At 65.5% G+C, this 20,421-nt stretch carries 11 protein-coding genes; 8 read left to right on the top strand and 3 right to left on the bottom strand.

Features of this window, described 5'->3' with window-relative positions; all coding sequences use genetic code 11:
• The first annotated feature begins 130 nt into the window (after positions 1-130).
• From CAG33_RS22065 to CAG33_RS22045, 6 genes are all read left to right on the top strand, one after another.
• Positions 131-436: a DUF5629 family protein gene (locus CAG33_RS22065; protein WP_085586954.1), complete on the top strand. Its 306-nt coding sequence runs from the start codon at positions 131-133 to the stop codon at positions 434-436.
• Positions 423-1,598 (top strand): lactonase family protein, encoded by a 1,176-nt coding sequence (locus tag CAG33_RS22060; RefSeq protein WP_085640534.1) that lies wholly within the window; start codon positions 423-425, stop codon positions 1,596-1,598. Before CAG33_RS22065 ends, CAG33_RS22060 begins: the two co-directional genes overlap by 14 nt.
• A 156-nt stretch (positions 1,599-1,754) precedes the next feature.
• Positions 1,755-1,934, top strand: a complete 180-nt coding sequence (locus CAG33_RS22055) for a hypothetical protein (RefSeq protein WP_085586952.1) — start codon at positions 1,755-1,757, stop codon at positions 1,932-1,934.
• A gap of 211 nt (positions 1,935-2,145) precedes the next feature.
• On the top strand, positions 2,146-2,271 hold the full coding sequence (locus CAG33_RS28830; protein WP_256575612.1) for a hypothetical protein: 126 nt from the start codon (positions 2,146-2,148) through the stop codon (positions 2,269-2,271).
• A gap of 117 nt (positions 2,272-2,388) precedes the next feature.
• On the top strand, positions 2,389-2,601 hold the full coding sequence (locus CAG33_RS22050; protein ID WP_085586951.1) for a hypothetical protein: 213 nt from the start codon (positions 2,389-2,391) through the stop codon (positions 2,599-2,601).
• Positions 2,598-2,855: a hypothetical protein gene (locus CAG33_RS22045; protein WP_085586950.1), complete on the top strand. Its 258-nt coding sequence runs from the start codon at positions 2,598-2,600 to the stop codon at positions 2,853-2,855. Before CAG33_RS22050 ends, CAG33_RS22045 begins: the two co-directional genes overlap by 4 nt.
• A gap of 8 nt (positions 2,856-2,863) precedes the next feature.
• Here CAG33_RS22045 and CAG33_RS22040 read toward each other — a convergent pair whose 3' ends face one another.
• The 3 genes from CAG33_RS22040 to CAG33_RS22030 are packed head-to-tail and all read right to left on the bottom strand — an operon-like array spanning position 2,864 to position 8,339.
• The gene (locus CAG33_RS22040) at positions 2,864-3,460 is read right to left on the bottom strand and encodes a glutathione S-transferase (protein ID WP_085586949.1); all 597 of its coding nucleotides are present in this window, start codon (positions 3,458-3,460) and stop codon (positions 2,864-2,866) included.
• On the bottom strand, positions 3,457-7,098 hold the full coding sequence (locus CAG33_RS22035; RefSeq protein WP_085640532.1) for an AAA family ATPase: 3,642 nt from the start codon (positions 7,096-7,098) through the stop codon (positions 3,457-3,459). Before CAG33_RS22035 ends, CAG33_RS22040 begins: the two co-directional genes overlap by 4 nt.
• Positions 7,095-8,339, bottom strand: coding sequence for an exonuclease SbcCD subunit D C-terminal domain-containing protein (locus tag CAG33_RS22030; RefSeq protein WP_085640530.1), 1,245 nt, complete (start codon positions 8,337-8,339; stop codon positions 7,095-7,097). Before CAG33_RS22030 ends, CAG33_RS22035 begins: the two co-directional genes overlap by 4 nt.
• A gap of 430 nt (positions 8,340-8,769) precedes the next feature.
• Here CAG33_RS22030 and CAG33_RS22025 point away from each other — a divergent pair, with 430 nt between their 5' ends.
• Both CAG33_RS22025 and CAG33_RS22020 read left to right on the top strand, forming a co-directional pair.
• Positions 8,770-19,926, top strand: a complete 11,157-nt coding sequence (locus CAG33_RS22025; protein WP_085640528.1) for a filamentous hemagglutinin N-terminal domain-containing protein — start codon at positions 8,770-8,772, stop codon at positions 19,924-19,926.
• Positions 19,923-20,414 (top strand): hypothetical protein, encoded by a 492-nt coding sequence (locus tag CAG33_RS22020; RefSeq protein WP_170930056.1) that lies wholly within the window; start codon positions 19,923-19,925, stop codon positions 20,412-20,414. The genes CAG33_RS22025 and CAG33_RS22020 overlap by 4 nt, the downstream gene beginning before the upstream one ends.
• The last annotated feature ends 7 nt before the right edge of the window (positions 20,415-20,421 follow it).

The following is a 20,421-nucleotide window of genomic DNA, read 5'->3' as shown; positions in this document are numbered from 1 at the left end:
ACCCGAGATACCTGTGGGAGATTGCCTGCAAGCGATGGGGCCGGCACTGTCGGCCTCTGTACCCACCTGCGTTCCCGCAGAGGATCCAGCCTCACATTGAGCTATCATTGCCGCTTTCCCCCTGAAAGACATGATTGCCATGACTGCCGTACCCAACTCCCTTCTCGACGCCCTCGAACATTGCGGGATGGTCGAAATCGACGGCCTGCACGCCTTCGAATTCGCCCTCGACGAAGTCGACAACCTGCACATCGAATGCATAGACGGGCGCTTGTCCAAACACTGGGAATTCACCCCGGCCCAGGTCAAGGCCGCGACCTTCGACGAATCCCTTCAGAGCTGGCTGATCGTCGGCGCCAGCGGCGAACACCGTCTGGTCTGCCTCGACGCCTTCGGCGGTGGCGACGATGAGGATGACGCTCATGAAGATGCGTAAGTTCTGGCCGCTGCTGATGGCCGGCAGCGTCGGCGCGATGGGCCTTTCCAGTGCCTCGGCCGAAACCTTCCAGTTGCTGGTGGGCTCCTACACGGCGGGCGCGAGCCAAGGCATCTACCGGATGAGTTTCGACAGCGCCACCGGCCGCATCGGGCCCAACCCGCTGCAAGTGGTCAAGAGCGCCAACCCGTCGTGGCTCACCTTGTCCAAGGATCAGCGCAAGCTGTTCGTGGTCAACGAAAACGGCCCCGGCCAGAAAGACCCGGTGGGTCGCGTCAGCAGCTACGCGATCAACCCGAAGACCCAGGCCCTGAGCCTGATCAGCCAGGTGCAGAGCTTGGGCAACGAGCCGACCCATTCGAGCCTCAGCGGCGACGCCAGCCACCTGTTCGTCAGCAACTACTCGGTGGCTGAGGATCCGGGCGGCACGCTGGCGGTGGTGCCGGTGGGCAGCGACGGCCGCCTGAAGCCGGTGGTGCAGATGAGCGCCCACCCGGCCAGCCGGGTGAACCCGGAGCGTCAGGCATCGAACCATGTGCATTCCACGGTCTCCTCGCCGGACGGCCGCTACGTGTTCTCCAATGACCTGGGCGCGGACAAGGTCTTCATCTACCGCTACGACCCGAAGGCCAACCCCGAGCTGCCGCTGACCCCGGCGAAAACCGCGTCGGTGGAACTGCCGCCGGGCAGCGGCCCGCGTCACCTGCTGTTCAGCGCCGACGGCAAGCACGCCTGGCTGACCATGGAAATGAGCGCCCAAGTGGCGGTGTTCGACTACCGGGACGGGGTGCTGACCCAGACCCAACTGGTGGACCTGGCGGCCGGCCAGCCGACCTCGGACAAGGCCGCAGCCGCTTTGCACGCCTCCGCCGACGGCAAGTTCCTGTACGTCAGCAACCGGGGCACGGCCAACCAGATGCTGGTGTTCGCCATCGACCCTGCCAGCGGCAAGCTCAGCGAGCTGCAACGGCGTTCGGTGGAGGGCGATCACCCCCGTGAGTTCAGCCTCGACCCCACCGGCAAGTTCCTGCTGATCGCCAACCAGAAGAGCAACGGCATCGTCGTGCTTGAGCGCGACGACAAGACCGGTCTGCTGGGCAAAGTCGTGCAGACGTTGCCGATGGATGCCCCGAGCGACCTCAAGTTCCTGCTGCGTCAATGAGCCGCAGGCCCCGGTTCGCGGGGCCTGCGCCTTTGTATTAATCGCGCTGATAACAGCTAATGCCATAAAGCATTTCAAGCGGCGGACCCTCGAGCGTTAAGTTTGCTTCACGGCCCGAACGGGCAAGCAAGCCAACCGAACACGAGGGTTACCGCCATGAACTTCAATCTCTTTTCCGTGATTGCCGCGTCCGCCATCTCCGCTTCCGTGGCCCTGCCAGCCAGCGCCAGCGTCGAAGTCAGCGACAAGAAATCCCACACCCAGAGCTACACCCAGAAGTACTTGCAACAGAGCGCCAACTTCTACGCCGCTCTGGACCACAAAGCCCAACACTGAAACTCTTCCCGCACTGCACCCGTTATGCAGGAGCGAAGTCATTGACGCCGCCGCAGTTTTCCAAGCGTTGGCCGCAACAGTGATGTCGCTCCTGCATAACCGTTTGCGACAGCATCTGCCGGATATCACTGTCCGCGCTTGATATCACATAGCCATGAACGTAAAGTTGACGCTGATTTTTTGACTCCTTCCCCGCATAAGGATCGACAGCATGGCGATGCGTCTGGTCGTGGTACTCCTGTTTCTCTATTCCACCCCCATCCTGTCGGCTGCCGAGCCTGTCGCCGGCGAGCCGGAAGCCGCGTTCGAACGCCTCATGAGTATTATTGAAGGCTGAGATAGACCGGTTTAATGATCAACGAAGCTGATGGTCACTATGGATAACCCTGAGTGGTTCCTTCGGCTTTTTTGATCGATTCTGTGGGCCTCGAAACAGGTTCACGGAGTCCACATCATGGCCAGTTCCCTCATCGCTTACGCCAAACGCGGCGCTTACCTGGCCATCGGTCTGTACCTGGTCATGGTGTTGTCCGTCAGCCTCGTCTCGCAGTCGCAGCACCGCTTCGACGCACCGGTCCAGGTCGCCCATCCCGGCATTCAGTTCGAGCTCCGTTCCCACGGCGCAACGGCGGACGCGGCTGAACTGGCGGGAGTCGGCGGAGCATGAAAGGCTACAGACTCTGGATCATCGCCGGCCTTGCGTTCATGACCAACGGCGCCTCGCTCTTGGGCTTCGGCCAAGGTTCGGTCGGCGGCCTGGCCCGGGCCATAGAGGCCAACCACACCATCGCCCACAACATCGAACGGGCCAACGCTTTGGGGCTGCTGGCCGGCAATCCGCCGGTCAAGTCCGAGCGTGATTTCCTCGGGCCGTTCGAAGTGGATTGCTCGGCCATCGGCATGTGTGAAGTGCTGGCCTGAACCCGGGATTACTTTTTCATGATGCCGGTGAACAGGTCGGATTCGAGAAAGCGCTGCAACCATTGCTGCAACCGCACGTAAGGCGTCTGCGCGAACCACTCGCGGTCGACGTGGGCGAACTGGCGCACGAAGGGCAGCAGCGCGATGTCGGCCAGGCACGGATGGTCGGCCAGCAAGTACTCGCGCTTGCCGAGCAGCTCGTCGAGCTTCTGCAGGAACAGCGTCCCCTCGGCGCGATAGGCCTCCATCGGCTGCTCCGGGTAGCGTTCGGCGTACTTGTACCGGTTCAGGTTCACCTTGAACACTTGGTCGTTGCCGTAGATCAGCTTCTCCATCCACAGGGCGTGGAACGAATCGTCCTTGAGCAGCCAGTCGTCCGGATCGTTCTGCGCCAGTGCCCAGCGCATGATCTCCAGGCTCTCGTCGATCACCCGGCCGCCGGCGTCGAGCACCGGCACCGTGCCTTTGGGCGAGAGCTCCAGCATCCTCGCCGGCTTGGCCTTGAGGCTGACCTCGACGATGTCCACCGGCACCCCCGCATAGCGCAGCGCCATCCGCGCGCGCATGGCGTAGGGGCAGCGGCGGAACGAGTAGAGCGTGTTCATTTCACCTCCACGGTGCTCAAGCCGTTGCCCTGGCGTCGCACCTGGATCTGCACCGGAATCCGTTCGTGCATTTCCTGCACGTGGGAAATCACCGCCACCTTGCGTCCCTGGGCCTGCAAGCCGTCGAGGGCATCCATGGCCAGTTGCAGGGATTCCGGATCCAGGCTGCCGAAGCCTTCGTCGATGAACAGCGATTCGATCTTCAGCGTGCTCGACGCCATCGACGCCAGCCCCAGCGCCAGGGCCAGCGACACCAGGAACGTCTCGCCGCCGGACAGCGAATGCACCGAGCGCAGTTCGTCGCCCATCTCCGTGTCCATCACCAGCAGGCCGAGCATGCTGCCGCCGCGCTTGAGCCGATAGCGCTTGACCAACTGACGCAGTTGCACGTTGGCGTGATGCACCAGCAGGTCGAGGTTGTAGGCCTGGGCGATCTTGCGGAAGGTGTCGCCGGTGGCCGAGCCGATCAACGCATTGAGCCGGGCCCAGCGCTGGTATTCGGCGTAGGCCTCGGCGATCCGCTGCGCCAGCGCCTGATTGGCGTTTTGCCGGCGCTGGTCTTCGGCCTGCTCGGCACGCAGTTCGGCGCACTGCTGCTCGCTGACGGCGAGCTGTTGTTGCAGGTCGGCGAGGGCAGTCGCCAATGCGTCGGCCTCCAGGCCGCCGTTGCGCTGCGCCTGGTGCTCGAGCAGGCGTTGGTCACGCTCCTGCAGCAGGACGTTGGCCTGCTCGATGGCCTTCTCGTTGTGCTGCAGGCGCTGGCGCAGTTCGCTGACTTGCGCGTCGTCGATCCGCAGCAGGTCTTCGAGGCCCTCGTCGTCGAGCTCGGGGTGCCGCGCGCGCCAGTCGGCGATCTTGCCGGCCAGCTCCCGATCCTCGGTGTCCAGCGCTTGCCAGCGTTCTTGCTGCGCCTTGAGTTCCGCCGCCGTCTGCACCTGTTGCGTGCGCAGATCTTGCAGGGCGTGGGCGGTGTCGGCCTCGGCGCGGCGGGCCTGCTCCACGGCGTGCTCCAGCCGCTGCTGCCATTGCTCGGCGCTGGTGTGTTCGCCGAGCAACTGCGCCAGCTTCTGTTGGCTGGCCAGTTGCTGCTCGGCCAAGTCATTGAATTGCCGCTCGGCGGCCTGCGCCTGCTCGGCGCGGCTCCGCTGACGCTCCTGCTCTTTGTCCAGCGTCTGCTGGCGTTCCTGCTGTTCCTCCAACGCCTCCTTCTGCTGATCGACCTGCGCCAGGCGCTCGGCGATCTGGCGGTCAAGCTGCATGAAGGCGGCCGCCGGCTCGACGCGCAGCGCTTGCAGGGTGTCCGCCGGGAGCAGGTTGGCGAAGGCGTCGAGTTCTTCGTCGAGGCGTTGCCGGTCGCTGTCCAGTTCCCGCTGCTGATGGCTCAGGTGCTGCGCCGCCTGCTGATGGGCGGATTCGGTCTTGCGCAACTGCTGGGTCAGCCGCGCCGCGTCCTGTTGCAGGGTGAGCAGGTCGCTCTGGCGCTGTTCGTCCTGGGCGATGCTCAGGTTCAGCTGATCGTTCTGCCGCACGAGCCAGGCGTCACGCTTGTCGGCGTCCTGAACCTTCAACTGCGTAGCCAACGGATGCGCGTCAAGGGTCGGCGCCAAGGCGTGCTGTTGCGCGGTCAGTTGCTCTTGTTGCTGCAGCAGCTCTTTCTGCCGGGCGATGACGGCACCGACGGCCGTACGCAGTTCGATCAGCGATTCCTTGAGCCGCTCCACCGCTTGCAGCGCGTTGGCCTGTTCGCTCTCGTCATGCCGGCCGAGGCTTTGCAGCAGCGCCTCGGGCTGATGGTACGGATGCGCGTCGCTGCCGCAGACCGGGCAAGGCTGGCCGTCCTGCAGCTGCGCGCGCAGTTCCTCGACGCTGGCGCTGCGGGCCAGGCGCTGGCGTTCCAGCAGCTCGCGGGTGACCGTGAGGGTCTGTTCGGCGACGGCCAGTTCGGCCTTGGCCTTCACCCCGTCCTGGGTCAGGCGGTCGCGTTCCTGCTGGGCTTCGACCAGGCGTTGCTGCAGGTCGGCGCTGCGGGTGCCCAGTTCCTGATGGTGGCTCCACAGACGCGTCAGGTCTTCGACGGCGCGCAGCTGCTTGCGGTTGTCCTGCAGCAGGTTGCCGAGGAGGCCGATCTGTTCGGCGACCGCGTCCGGTTCGGCGCCGGCCTCCTTGAACAGCACGTCCAGCTCCTGTTTCTGCCGGGCGAGGTCTTCGGCGCTGCGGGTGGCGGCCTGTTCAAGGCTGGCCAGTTCGGCCTGGCCCTTGTTCAGGCGGTTGCCGATCAGCATCAGCTGTTGCAGGCGGTCGCGGTAGGCGTTCCAGGCATCGCTCAACGGCGCCAGGTGGGCGCTTTGCCCGAGCCCGCCTGCGATGTCCCGCAAGCGTTCGGCGACCTCGGCCTGTCTCTCCACCAAGGCTTGAATGCCGGCCTGGCCCTGGGCGCAGGCTTGTTCCGCGAGCTGCCTGGCTTCGGCGCTGAGGGCGGTTTCCTTGGCCAGGCGGGCGAGGGTGCTTTGCTCCTCGAAGGCGATACGCAGCAGCGGCGTGCTGTCGCCTTGCCGTTGTTGCGCCTCGCCCAGGGCGGCCTTCGCCGCGTCGAGACCTTGCGCAAGTTGCGATTGGCGTTCGGCCAGTTCGGTCTGCTGCTGCGTGTGGGCGGCGATCTGCTCGGCCAACGGCGTCAGCAGCGCTTCCAGTTCGGACTTGCGGGCGAACTGGTGCCGCTGCGGCCCGAGCTGTTCCAGCCGGGTCAGCCTCAGGCGCTCGGCGGCCAGGCCTTCCCACTGCTGTTGCGCGCTGTGCAACTGCTCGGCGGCGGCCTGCTGCGCTTCCTGCAAGCGGCTCAGTTCCTTCAGCCAGGCCTGTTGCTGGTCAAGCTGCTTGAGCTGCGCCTGTTGCCCCTTCAGTTGCTGTTGCGCCGCGTTGAAGCGCTCGTCCAGTTCGGCGCGAGCCTCCGGTGCCAGCGGCGTGACCCCCACGGCTTGTTCCTGCAGCAGCCTGTGCGCCTCGCGGGCCTCTTTGGCCTTGTCGAAGGCGCGCCGGCCCAGGCGGGTGTAGAGCGCGGTGTCGGTGAGTTTTTCCAGCAGTTCGCTGCGGTCGTTGTCGTCGGCCTTGAGGAAGGCGCTGAACTCGCTCTGGGCCAGCAGCACGGCGCGGGTGAACTGCTCGAAGTTCAGCCCCAGGGCCGCTTCCAGTTGGGTCTTGTATTCGCCTTTCTGGCTGGCCAGCAGTTGATCCTGGTCGATGTCGCGCAGGCTCTGGCGGCTGACCTGCAATTTGCCGGCGGCTTTCTCGCGGGCACGGTTGGCTTCCCAGCGGGCGCGGTAGCGGCGGCCGTCGACGCCGACGAAGTCCACTTCGGCGAAGCCTTCGCCGGTGCCGCGGCGCAGCAGGGTGCGCGGGTCGCCGGTGGCGATCTCGCCGTCGGCGTCCGGTACCTTGGCGTCGCGGCCGGTGTTGCTGAGCCGCGGCACCGCGCCGAACAGCGCCAGGCACAGGGCATCGAGCAGGGTGCTCTTGCCGGCGCCGGTCGGGCCGGTGATGGCGAACAGGCCGGCGCTGGCCAGCGGTTCGGCGGTGAAGTCGATTTCGAACGGGCCGGCCAGCGAGGCCAGGTTCTTCAGGCGGATGGCGAGGATCTTCATGGCTGGCCGACCTCCATCTGTACGTCCTGGAGCAGTTCGGCGAAGTCCTTGAGGGTCTGCTCGTCGGCCTCGTTGCCGTAGCTGTCGAACCAGGCCCGGCTGAACAGTTCCTGCGGGGTGAGCTGGTCCAGCTCGATCAGGGCATCGCCCTCGTCGGTGCCGTTCCGTCCGCCGCTGCCGGCGTATTCGGCAGCGATCCGCACCAGCCGCACGGCCTTGCCTTGCAGGGCGCTTTCCACTTGCTGGCGCAGGTCCGGCTGCGGCTCGTCGAGCTGCACGCGCACTTCCAGCCAAGGTTGGCGCTGGGTCTCGGCAAGCAGGTCGATGTTCGGCAGGTCCGCCAGTTGCAAAAGGATGTCGGCCAGCGGCGCCGGGCCGACGCGTTGCAGGTGCACGGAGCGGGGGATCAGTCGGGGTTCGACGCTGACCAGGGTTTCGCCGTCGAGGGTGACGTCGAGGATCTGGTGCTGATAGTTGATCTCCGAGAACGACAGGGGGATCGGCGAGCCGCTGTAGCGGATCCGTTCCTCGCCGTTGACCTTCTGCGGCTTGTGCAGGTGGCCGAGGGCGACGTAGCTGACGGTGTGCCCGAACAGGCTGGCCGGCAGGGCCTCGGCGTTGCCGATGATCAGGCTGCGCTCGGAGTCCTCCGACACCGAGCCGCCGGCCATGTGCGCATGGCTGACGGCGATCAGCGCCTGGCCGGGCGCGCGTTTGGCGTTCGCCGCATCGATCAGGCGCTCATGCACCTGGCCGATGCCGTGCAGGTAGTCGTCGCCCAAGTGCGGGCCGGTCACCTCGGCGGGCCGCAGGAACGGCAGCGCCAGGCACCACGCGGCGACCTCGCCCGAGGCGTCCGGCACCGGCAGCAACAGGCGTTCGGTGTCGAGCTGCCCGTCATCGAGCCACAGCACCCGGCCTAGCGCATGGGTGCGCAACCGTCGCATCAGCGGCGCGGGCAGTTCGATCCGCGAGCCGGAATCGTGGTTGCCGGCGATCATCACGATGGTCAGCGCGGGCTGTTGTTCGTGGGCGCTGACGATGAAGTCGTAGAGGCGCTCCTGGGCTTTGACCGGCGGGTTGACCGTGTCGAAGATGTCGCCGGCGATCAGCAGCGCATCCGGCTGCGCCAGCTGCAGTTGCTTGAGCAGCCATTCGAGGAAGCAGGCGTGCTCGAAATCGCGCTCCTGGCCGTGCAGGTTCTGCCCAAGGTGCCAGTCGGAGGTGTGAAACAGACGCAAGGCGGACTCCGCATCAGGATTGAGGTGATGGCCGCTGCAAAGTCGGGAGGCCAAAGAGGGGAGAGTCTACTGGCAAATGCGTCGATTGTGGTCGAACTCGCGTGCGTCCTCGCTTCGGGGGATTTACAAGCATCGGGAGGACAATCTATTAATTGACGCCAGAATAGTGGCATTTTAGTATTTCGATATTGTTTTGATATCACTTTTTGCTTCGAGGGATCGGACATGCACTCACGCCTCTTTGCGGCGAGGCCGGGCGCAGGCTTGCCCTGTCTGCCCATGCCTGCCGTTGTCCTTGATGGAGCCGTTGCGCACTTCGATGCGCACTTCTTCTGACCTGTCTTCCTGGCGCCGTCTGCGCTGACCGGGCGCAAGGCGCCGCACTGCTGCATCTGCATTCTTCTAAAAACAATTATCCGAGATCATCGACATGGATGTTCGCCACCCGACCCTCCCGGCCGGCCAACCCGCTGCTGCCGTCAATCCGCGCGAGCGCTTCCTGGGCATGCCCAAGCGCGGGCTGGCGTTCCTGCTGGCGAACGTCATGTTCTGGCAGCCGTTGTGGGCGCAGGCGGACGGGATCGTGGTGGCCAACCCCGGCACCGGGCTGGACCGGGCCGGCAACGGCGTGCCGATCGTCAACATCGCCACGCCCAACGGCACGGGGCTGTCGCACAACCAGTTCAACGACTACAACGTCGGCGCCCAGGGGGTGATCCTCAACAACGCGGCCACCCAGACCGCCGCCACCCAACTGGGCGGCCACATCATCGGCAACCCGAACCTGAAGAACAGCGGCTCGGCCCAGACCATCCTCAACGAAGTGGTCGGCGGCAGCCCGAGCCAACTGCGCGGCTACACCGAGGTGGCGGGGCAGTCGGCGCGGGTGATCGTGGCCAACCCCTACGGCATCACCTGCAGCGGCTGCGGCTTCATCAACGCACCGCGGGTCACGCTGACCACCGGCAAGCCGGTGCTGGACAACGGGCGCCTCGACCGCTTCCAGGTCGACCAGGGCAGCGTCGCCATCGAAGGCGAGGGCCTGAACGCGGGCAACGTCGACCGCTTCGAGATCATCACCCGCAGCGCGAAGATCAACGCCCGGCTCCAGGCGCAGAACCTGGCCATCGTCGCCGGACGCAACGACGTCAACGCCGACAGCCTCAACGCCACGGCCCGCGCCGACGACGGCAGCGCCAAGCCGCAGCTGGCCATCGACAGCTCGGCGTTGGGCGGGATGTACGCCGGGGCGATCAAGCTGGTGGGCACCGAGGCCGGGGTGGGTGTGAAGCTCGACGGCAAACTGATCGCCGGCGGCGGCGACATCCAGCTCGACGCCAACGGTCAGCTGAGCCTGGCCGAGACTTCGGCCACCGGCGCCGTCAACGTCAAGGCCGCCGGCCTCGATGCGCGCGGCGCGGTCTACGCCGGCACCGCGCTGAACGTGCAGACCCAGGGCGACCTGACCAACCGCCAGACCCTCGCCGCCCGCGACAGCGTCGCCCTGACGGCGGGCGGTCAACTGAGCAACGCCGGCATCGTCGAGGCCGGGGTCAATGCCGACAACAGCCGCAACGCCAACGGCGATGTGAGCCTGAGCGCGCAGAGCCTCAGCAACAGCAAGAGCGTGGTCGCCAGCCGCAACCTGACCGTCACGGTGGCGCAGAACCTGAACAACCAGGGCGGCACGCTCAGCGGGCAGCGCACGGCGGTCACGGCCGGAACGCTCGACAACCGCGACGGCGCGCGGGTGCTGGGCGGCCAGTCCCTGAGCCTGAATGCCGGCCAGGTGCTGAACGGCAAGGGCGTCATCAACAGCGGCGGCAACTTCAGCGGCAACGTCGGGCAGTTCAGCAACTCCGGCGGCGAGTTCTCCAGCCAAACCGACAGCGTCCTGGTCGTCACCGCGCTCGACAACGTCGCCGGCATCATGACCGCCGGACGTTTGCTGGATCTCAGCGCATTGGGTGCGATCAACAACAGCGCCGGCAAGATCGGCGCAAAGCAAAATGTGATCGTGCGCGCGCAGCAACTCGACAACAGCCAGCAAGGCCAGTTGACCAGTGAAGGCACGCTGACCACCCGGATCGGCGGCCAGCTCGACAACCGCAAAGGCTTGATCCAGGCCAACGGCGCGATGGATGTGCAGGCCACCCGCCTGGACAACCGCGCCGGCAAGGTCTCCGGCCTCGACACCCTCACCGTCGACAGTGCCGAAGCCGACAACCGCGGCGGAACGATCCGCGCGGACAAGGCACTGACGCTGCGCACCGGCACCCTGGACAACCGCAGCCTGGGCCGCCTCGAAAGCAAGTCGGCACTGACCTTCGACGGGACACGGCTGGACAACAGCGACAAGGGCCTGATCACCGCGACGGGGCCGCTGAGCCTCAAGGCCAAGGAGGTGATCAACAACGGCGCCGGGCGCATCTCCGGCAAGGGCGACATCGAGGCGAACATCGACGCCCTGAGCCAGCAGGGCGGTGAACTGGTCGCCGAAGGCAACCTGACGCTGACCGGCAAGCAACTGGGCAACCGCGAGGACAGCCTGGTCGCTTCGCTCAAGGCCCTGACCGTCAACGTCGATCAGATCGACAACCGGGGCGGTTCGCTGTCCGGCGGGCAGGGCCTGCTGATCAGCGGTGCGCGCCTGGACAACAGCGACAACGGCAAGGTGCTGTCCGACACGACCCTGGGCCTGAAGGTCGCGCAGATCGTCAACGCCACCAACGGCCTGATCTTCGGCAAGGGCGCCGTGACACTGAGCGGCATCGGCCTGAGCAACGTGGGCGGACGGATCGTCACCCAGAAGGACCTGAAGCTGGCCTTCGACGAGGTCATCGACAACCAGAACGGCCTGATCAGCAGCGACGGCCGCTCGACCCTCGATGCCGGGCGCCTCGACAACCGCTTGGGCAAACTGTCGGGCCTTGAGGCGATCGCGCTGACCAGCGTCGGCGCCGCGCTGAACCAGGGCGGCCTGATCGTTTCGCAAAAAGGCCTGACCTTCGCCAGCGGCAGCCTCGACAACAGCGACGCCGGCCTGATCAGCGCCAAGGGTGACTCGACCCTGAGCACCGGCGAGTTCAAGAACCGCCGGGGCGGCAGCCTGGCCACCGACGGCACGCTGCTGCTGACGGCCGCGCACCTGGACAACGGCGGCGGCAAGATCGGCAGCCAGCAGCAGATGACGGTATCGCTCACGTCGCTGGAGCAGGACGGCGGCGAACTGTTCAGCAACGGCGACCTGACGCTCGACATGAACCGGGGCCTGCTGGACAACCGGCGCGGCAACCTCCGCACGCCCGGCCAGTTGCTGCTCAAGAACCTCGGCGAGGTGAACAACGGCGCCGGCGAGATCGCCGGCGCCAAGGCCTGGAGCCTGACTGCGCAGAGCCTGAGCAACGACGGCGGCAAACTGCTGAGCAACGAGAAGCTCACCCTGGTCGTCGACCGGGCGCTGAGCAACGTCAAGGGGCTGATCGCCGCCGCCGGCCTCGACAGCCGCAGCGCCAGCCTGGACAACACCGACGGCGAAATCCGCATCCGCGGGGAGGCGGGGCTCACCGTCAGCGACACCTTCGGCAACCAGGCCGGGGTGGTCATCGCCGACGCCGGCCTGACCGTCGATGCCGCCAGCCTGGACAACCGCCGCGAAGGCCTGGTGGGCGCCGCAAAAGCGCTGAAACTCACCGTCGGCCGCCTCGACAACCGCACCGGCGAGCTGTCGGGCAAGGCCGACGTGAGCCTCACCGGCGCCTGGCTCGACAACAGCGACAGCGGCTATATCCTGGCCGGCGGCAACCTGGCGCTGACCGTGGGCGAGGTGTTCAACCGCAACGGCGGCGTGCTGGCCGGCGATGCGGGGCTGACGCTGACCGGGGCGACCCTGGAGAACAGCGGCCGGCTGAGCACGTTGCGCGACCTGTCGATCAACCTGTCGTCGGCCCTGAACAACGATCAGGGCCGTCTCGTCAGCGAAGGGGCGCTGTCGGTCAATGCCCAGAGCCTGAGCAACGACAAGGGCGTGGTCTCCAGCGCCAAGGCCCTGAGCGTCGACACCCACGGGGCCGTGAGCAACAAGGGCGGCCAACTGCTGACCGACGCCGCGCTCACCCTCAACAGCCAGTCGCTGGACAACCAGGACAAGGGCGTCATCAGCAGCAAAGGCAACCTGAGCCTCACCACCGGCGCGCTGAACAACAGCCGCGGGAGCCTCTTCTCCGGCGGCCGGCTTGAGCTCGATGCGGGCCAGGTGACCAACACCGCCGGCAGCCTGGGCGCCGCCACCGAGTTGGCGGGCAAGGTCCACGGCCTGGATCAGCAGGGCGGCAAGCTCTTCAGCCAAGGCAGCTTGAGCCTGGACCTGCAAGGCGGCGCGCTGAACAACGAAGACGGGCTCATCAACGCACCCGGCGTGCTGTCGTTGACCCACCTCGTCGGGATCGACAACCGCAACGGCGAGATCTCCAGCGCACAGGCCTTCGACCTGATCGCCGAATCCCTGGACAACAGCGGCGGCCAGGTGCTGAGCAACCAGAAGCTGACCCTGACGCTCGACAAGGCCCTGACCTCGGTCAAGGGCAAGATCGCTGCAGCGGCGCTGCAGGTTCGTGCCGCGAGCCTGGACAACAGCGACGGCGGGGTGCTGCTCAGCGACAGCGACCTGAGCGTGACCGTCGACGGCCTGCTGGACAACGGCAACGGCACGGTCAAGGCCGCCAAGCAACTGACCCTCAGCAGCACCGGCCTGAACAACCGGGGCGGCACGTTGCTGGGCGGCACCGGCATCGGCATCGACCTGGGCACGACGGCGGCGGATCTCAATAACCAGAACGGCCTGATCAACACCAAGGGCGTGCTGACCATTGCGCACCTGCGCGACTTGGACAACCGCAAGGGCGAGATCTCCAGCGTCAACGGCTTCAGCCTGACCGGCAACCGCCTGGACAACCGTGGCGGCAACCTGATCAGCAACGACCGACTGCACCTGACGGCAGCCGAAACCCTGAACCAGGGCGGCCTGGTGTCCGGCTGGAACGGCGTGACCGTCGACGGCGGCAGCCTCGACAACAGCCAGGAAGGCACGGTCTCCAGCCAGTTCGGCGATCTGACCATCGACCTCAGCGGCGCGTTGGTCAACCACAGCAAGGGCGGTCTGGGCGGCAAGGGCGAGGTGACCATCAAGGCGGCCAGCCTCGACAACACCGCCGGCATCATCACCAGCGGCGCCAAGCAGACGCTGACCGTCACCGGCGGCACGCTGACCAACGCCTCGGGCGGCCTGATCGAAAGCAGCGGCACCCTCGACATCCGCGCCACTGGCCTGAACAACGCCGGCGGCCGCATCACCGCCGGCCAGGCGATGACCTTCACCGGCACGTGGCTGGACAACAGCGGCGGCAGCCTGGTCGGCGACGGCAGCGTTGCCCTCGACCTGCTCGGCGCCCTGACCAACATCAACGGCGCCCTCGGCAGCGCCGGCCCGTTGACGGTGCTGCGCGCCAGCGGCATCGACAACCGGGGCGGCCAGGTGATCAGCCAGGGCTCCTTGAGCCTGCTGACCGGCGGAGACCTGAACAACAGCGGGCGCGGCACGGTCTCGGCCAACGGCGAGTTGGCGGTCACCGCCGACGGCACCGTGCACAACGACACCGACGGGCTGATCTTCAGCCGCGACGCCGGCGTGAACATCAAGGCCAGCGCCTTCGGCAACGGCAAAGGCGCGGTGCAGAGCTACTCCGCATTGACGGTGGACGCGGGCACCGGGGCCATCGACAACCAGGGCGGCAAGCTCATCGCCCGGACCGGTGACCTGAACCTCACCGCCGCCAGCCTCGACAGCCGCGGCGGCGTGCTGTCCAGCCTCAAGGGCCTGCTGCAGACCCGCCTGACCGGCGTGCTGCGCAACGGCCAGGGCGGCAAGCTTGAAGGCGCACGCCTCGACCTGCGGGCCTTGGGCGGCATCTACAGCGACGGCGGACGCATCGCCGCCAACGCCGGCGACATCCTGCTCAACGCCGGCGGCAACGCCATCGACAACAGCGGCGGCGGGATCTACGCCAAAGGCGCGGTGAACATGGTCGCCGGCTCGCTGAACAACAATGCGGGCCAGGTCAGCGGCAACGGCATCGGTCTGGGGCTCGACGGCAACCTGAGCAACCGCGGCGGCCTGATCGAAAGCGCCGCTTTGCTGGCAATCCGCGCCGCCAACGTGGACAACCAGGGCGGCAAGCTGCGGGCGCTGGGCAGCGGCGGCAAGACCGATTTCCAGATCGGCAGCCTGTTCGACAACCGCAACGGCCTGGTGGAGACCGCCAACACGGACTTCATCCTGAACGCGCCGAGCCTGCTCAACGCAGGCGGCACCATGACGCACGTGGGGACGGGGGAATTCGGCCTCTCGACCGCCAACGTCATGAACGCCGGCGGCGCGCTGGTCACCCGTGGCGGCCTGACGCTCAACGCCGACAGCTGGACCAACAGCAGCGTGATCCAGGCCGGCCGCCTGACCGTCAACGTCAACCGCTTCACCCAGACCGCCAGTGGGCAACTGCTGGCCTCGGACAAACTGGTCGGGCGCGGCGCGAGCTGGACCAACGACGGGTTGATCGCCAGCGACGGCGAGCTGGATATCCAGTTGAGCGGCGGGTACGGCGGCAATGGCCGCCTGAGCAGCCTGGGCAATCTGACGTTTGCGGCGGCACAACTCGGCTTGACCAACGCCGCCAGCATCGGCGCAGGCGGGCAGGGCAAAGTCACCGTGGGCGGGTTGCTCAACAACGCCGGCGGACGCTTGACGGCCGGCGGTGACTTGACGATCGATGCCGGCGCCGTGACCAACAGCGGCACGCTGGGCGCGGCTCAGACGCTGACGGTGAGGACGGCCAGCCTGCTCAATGACCGTGGGCTGATCTTCAGCGGCGGCAACATGAACCTGCTGGTCAATGACTTCACCAACCAGACCGGCGATGTCTACAGCATCGGCAATCTCACGATCGGCGGAAAGGACGGGGGGCGCGCCAATGCCGTCAACAACCAGGCCGCGTCGATCAATGTCGATGGCGATTTTTCGCTGTCGGCCAACAGCTTCAACAACAAGACCGAAGGTGTGGTCGGCGAGGAGAAGTTCATCTCGGGTGACATCACCTTCGACGGCTCCGCGACGTTCTATGTCAACGAAAGCTTCGAATCGACCTCGACGATCTCAGGCCCCCAGGCGTCCCTCAATGTGGCGGGCAACCTGACCGGCAACGTCGGAGCGTTCACCAACACGGCCTCGCTGATATCGGCCGGCAAGAACATCAAGCTCGACGTCGACACCTTCGACAACTTCGGCCTGCAGTCGGGCACCTTCACCCGCTCGCGGATCTTCAAGCTCGGCGGGTTGCCCGGCAAGCAGACGAGCTGGATCAGCACCGACCTGCAAGCCTATGCAGACCGCAACTCCAAAAACCAGTACGACTACATCGAAACCTGGCATGAGCCGGACAAGGGCGGAACGCATTGGGACTACACCGCGATCGCCAAGCAGATGCTCGGCAAGACCAACGCGAAGTTCGGCACCGGCCCCGAGGTCGCCGTCCCCGGCCAGATTCTGGCGGGCGACCTGAAAAAGGACACCCGTGTCTTCACTGACGGCGGCGGCAGCGTTTCCTCCGTTGTCCAGGCGGGTCAGGCGGTTGAGATCAACGCCAAAACCACGATCCGCAACGGTAACCTCAATCCCTATACCCACTTCGACGGCACGGCCAAGGAGGGGACGGACACCGGTGTGAAGAGCGCCGTCAAGCCAACGGTCATCTTCTTGAATCCACAACTGCCGCCGGATCTGGCCCAGCAACAGGTCAACCCGTTGGCGCTGCCGGGCTTCACCCTGCCGACCGGGGAAAACGGCCTGTTCCGTTACAGCGGCAAAGGCGGCAGCGAGCCGGCGGTGACGCCCGGCAAGGACTGGACCATCGGCACCGTCGCCGCCGGCACCACCCAGCGCTCGGACGGCATGCCTTCCCGGCCGGCCACCGAGCTGACGTTCGACAAGAGCGGTCCGGTCTCGACGACCAAGCGCGACCTGACCCTGGCCGCCCGTCCGTCGCTGAACCTCAATGGCCAGACGGCGCCGATCAACGTCAACGCGGTCGCCGGCGACGGTCCGGTCGGCGTGCTGGCGCCCGACCGCACTCAGGCCTCGTTCGATGTGCCGCGGGTTCAGGGGCTGCCCGACACCAGCGTGCGCTCCAACCCGCACAAATACCTGATCGAGACCAACCCGGCGCTGACTGACCTCAAGTCGTTCATGAGCACGGACTACCTGCTGGGCAAGCTCGGCTACGACCCCGACACCAGCGCCAAGCGCCTCGGCGACGGCCTGTTCGAGCAGCGCCTGGTGCAGCAGGCCGTGGTCGCCCGCACGGGCCAGCGCTTCATCGACGGCCAGACCTCCGACGAAGCGATGTTCAAGTACCTGATGAACAACGCGGTGGCGAGCAAGAACGAGCTCAACCTGTCCGTCGGCGTGACGCTGACCGCCCAGCAAGTGGCGGCGCTGACCCACGACATCGTCTGGCTCGAAGAGCACGAAGTGAACGGCGAAAAGGTCTTGGTGCCGGTGCTGTACCTGGCCCAGGCCAACAACCGCCTGGCGCCGAACGGGGCGTTGATCCAGGGACACGATGTCGATCTGATCGCAGGCAAAGACCTGGTCAACGCAGGCACGTTGCGCGCCAGCAACAATCTGGCCGCGAGCGCCGGGCTGGACCTGACCAACAGCGGCCTGATCGAAGCGGGGAACCGCCTGGGCCTGCTGGCCGTGCATGACATCGTCAACAAGTCGGGCGGCATCATCGCCGGGCGAGACGTCAACCTTGTGACCTTGACGGGGGACATCGTCAACGAGCGTTCGGTGAGCACCGATGCCTTCGACGGCAAGGGCAAGTCGTTCCAGCGTGACGTCGTCGACAGTGCAGCGCGCATCGAGGCGGCGAATGACCTGACGATCTTCTCGGGCCGGGACATGCTCAGCGTGGGAGGTTCGATGTCCAGCGGGCGGGATGTCCGGATCGAGGCCAGTCGGGACATCGCCATCGCTTCGGCTCAACAGATCAACGTCGACGGCGGTGCCCGGCAGAGCAGCTCCGTCACTCAGTTCGGCTCAAGCCTGAGTGCCGGACGCGATATCTCGATGAGTGCGGGTCGTGACTTTGCCGCAGTCGCCAGTGACATGAACGCCAAACGCAATTTCACGCTCATTGCGGACGGCGATGTGACCATCGCTTCCGGGGCCGATGAAAGCCACTCCTATTACAAGACCAAGAAGGTGACCGCCCAGGAAGACCACGTCAAACAGATCGCCAGCACGATCACTGCCGGCGGCGATGTCGCCATTCGGGCAGGCGATGACCTGACGTTGATCTCCAGCCGGATCAAGGCCGGCGACGAAGCCTATCTGGTGGCCAGGGACGAGCTCGAAGTATTGGCCGCGCAAGACACGGACTACTCGCTGTACGACAAAAAGGACAAGGGCAGTTTCGGCAGGAAGAAACTGCGTCATGACGAAGTCACGCAGGTGACGCATGTCGGCAGTGAAATCACGACCGGAGGCAACATGGCGCTGGTCAGCGGCGGCGACCAGAGATTCCAGGTCGCGAAGCTCGACAGTGGTGGCGGCATCAGCCTGGACAGCGGCGGGAAGATCGTGTTCGAAGGGGTCAAGGACCTTCACGACGAGAGCCATACCAAGACCAACGACAGCGCTTTCTGGGTATCGTCCAAGGGCAAGGGCAACACGGACGAGACGTTCCGTCAGACACAGATGTCCGCCAAGGGCGAAATCGCCATCAAGGCGGTGGAAGGCCTCAAGATCGATGTGAAGCAGATCAATCAGCAGACGGTCAGCGAATCCATCGATGCCATGGTCAAGGCCGATCCGCAGATGGCGTGGCTCAAGCAGGCCGAAGCGCGCGGAGACGTGGACTGGCGGCAAGTGAAGGAAATCCACGAGTCGTTCAAATACTCGAACTCCGGGCTCGGGCCGGCCTCTCAACTGATCATCGCCATTGCGATGGCTGCCATCATCGGGCCGATGATGGCGGGCATGAACGCGATGCTGCAGGGCGTGGCCATCACCGCCGCGACGAAAGCGACGGTCAGCACGATCGATAACCGGGGCAACCTCGGGAAAATCCTGAAAGACATGACCTCCGAAGATGCCATCAAAAGCTATGTTGTCGCCGCAGCCACGGCGGGGGTCACCCAGGGGTTGAAGTTCGACGTGGGCAACATCAGCCTGACCCCGGAGGGATTCAAGGTCATAGCCACCAAGGTGACGGCCGACGCCCTGATCAAAACGGTCGTCTACGGCGGCAGCTTCAAGGACAACCTGGTCAGCTCGGCTACCGGAACGCTGACTGCCATCGGCGCGGCCATGGGGGCGGGCGCCATCGGAGACTTGAAGCTGCCTGAAGGCAGCATCGAGAAAATTCTGCTGCACGCTGGCCTGGGCGGGCTGCTGTCCAAGGCCATGGGAGGGGATTTCCGCACGGGGGCGATCGCCGGCGGTGCCAACGAGTTCCTGGTGGGCCTGCTCGGGGACAAACTGTTGCCGGCCAACTATGTGCCGGGCACGCCTGAATACATTCAGGCACAGGCCAACCTGCTGGCCATTTCCCAGATCGTAGGCGTGCTGGGGGCCACGGCGTCAGGGGGTGACCCGAGCACGGCGGCCTCGGTGGCGGCCAATGGGACGCTCTACAACTATCTGTCCCACCAGGCCTTCTCGGAGGTTGAAGACTGCCTGAACGGCAAGACGTGCTCCACCAAAGAGGAAAAGAACGCTGCCATCGCGAAGGCGGAGAAGCTCAGCGAGTTCCTCGATTCGGAGATGCGCAGCATGTGCGACAAGGCCCCCCAGAGCGACGGCTGCCGCACGGCAGTCAACGCGGCGCTGAAGTACATCGCCATGCAGGACGCCTGGAATGTCATGCACAACGACGTGGCGCGCACATCGCACACGACCTTCGACTACCTCTACAACACGCAAGGGGCCTCAGACCGCCTGGTGACGTACCTGAACACCATCGACAACCGGGCCAACTTCTTCGGGGCCAGCAACCTGTATGAACAGGAACTGGGGATCGGGGCCAACTGGTTCGGGGGCGCTGAGGCGGTATCCAGAGCGCCGTTGACTGGGTTGGGGGCGGACGGGAACGGATCCTTCCTGAGCTTTGGCCTGGGCTGGTTCCTGGCCCCGGTCTACGACTGGCGCAAGGCGGCGGGGGACGCGCTGATCACGGGCGGCTTCGATAATTTCAAAGACCTGTACAACAAATCGGCCACTGATCCGGTTGCCTGGGACATCAAACAGTTGAAAAACGAACAGTCGCTGCTGCAGACCATCCATGAGAAGTTCCTGGGTGACCATTCATGGTTCACGACCGTCGGCAAATACGCCACGGACACGTCGCTCAATCCGCTCATCGGCGACAAGCAAGGTGTCGACGGCGGTGTGGTCATCCTGGATTACCGCTCAAGGGTGAACTATGGCTGCAAGCTGTTGGGCCTGTCGAAAGCCCAGGGCTGCACCCCATGATCAAGGCTCGATACCCACGCGGGAAGGTCTTCCTGGCCTTTTTCCTGTGTCCGATGGTGGTCGGGGGGATCGCCGGAATCATCAAGACGGCCACAGTGTTTGCCCACTTGATCGATACGCCGAAACTGCTGGGGGAAGTCAGGGGGGGCGAACTGCTGCTGATGCCCTTCCTGGCGCCTTTCCTCGCGCAGTTGGTGTTCTTTCTGCCTTTTCTGTTTTTTGCGCTGGCGATCGCTTTGATGAAGGTCAGGAAGACGGCGCTGAACTGTTTGCTGGTCGCTCTGGCAGGCGCCGGAGTCGCCGCCGGATGGATGTTCTGGTTCGTATTGCTCGTTGTGCGGAACAACGACATCAACGGCGGCGAGATTTCGGATTACTGGCTGGAGCTATCGGTGTCGTTCCTGGCGTCGATGGCCAGCTGCTGGCTGGCCGCCCGGACATTTCTGCCGCAGCAGGACTCCGAAGACCGGGCACCTGACGGGCAATGACGCCGCA

It is taken from the genome of Pseudomonas sp. B3(2017) (assembly GCF_002113595.1).
GTDB classification, from domain to species: domain Bacteria; phylum Pseudomonadota; class Gammaproteobacteria; order Pseudomonadales; family Pseudomonadaceae; genus Aquipseudomonas; species Aquipseudomonas ekonensis.
The sequence above is the reverse complement of the archived record's forward strand: the minus strand, read 5'-3'. Positions and strand labels throughout refer to the sequence as shown.

Coding starts and splice junctions, on each gene's coding strand:
- CAG33_RS22065 (WP_085586954.1), top strand. CDS start 131: ATGATTGCCATGACTGCCGTACCCAACTCCCTTCTCGACGCCCTCGAA.
- CAG33_RS22060 (WP_085640534.1), top strand. CDS start 423: ATGAAGATGCGTAAGTTCTGGCCGCTGCTGATGGCCGGCAGCGTCGGC.
- CAG33_RS22055 (WP_085586952.1), top strand. CDS start 1,755: ATGAACTTCAATCTCTTTTCCGTGATTGCCGCGTCCGCCATCTCCGCT.
- CAG33_RS28830 (WP_256575612.1), top strand. CDS start 2,146: ATGGCGATGCGTCTGGTCGTGGTACTCCTGTTTCTCTATTCCACCCCC.
- CAG33_RS22050 (WP_085586951.1), top strand. CDS start 2,389: ATGGCCAGTTCCCTCATCGCTTACGCCAAACGCGGCGCTTACCTGGCC.
- CAG33_RS22045 (WP_085586950.1), top strand. CDS start 2,598: ATGAAAGGCTACAGACTCTGGATCATCGCCGGCCTTGCGTTCATGACC.
- CAG33_RS22040 (WP_085586949.1), bottom strand. CDS start 3,460: ATGAACACGCTCTACTCGTTCCGCCGCTGCCCCTACGCCATGCGCGCG.
- CAG33_RS22035 (WP_085640532.1), bottom strand. CDS start 7,098: ATGAAGATCCTCGCCATCCGCCTGAAGAACCTGGCCTCGCTGGCCGGC.
- CAG33_RS22025 (WP_085640528.1), top strand. CDS start 8,770: ATGGATGTTCGCCACCCGACCCTCCCGGCCGGCCAACCCGCTGCTGCC.
- CAG33_RS22020 (WP_170930056.1), top strand. CDS start 19,923: ATGATCAAGGCTCGATACCCACGCGGGAAGGTCTTCCTGGCCTTTTTC.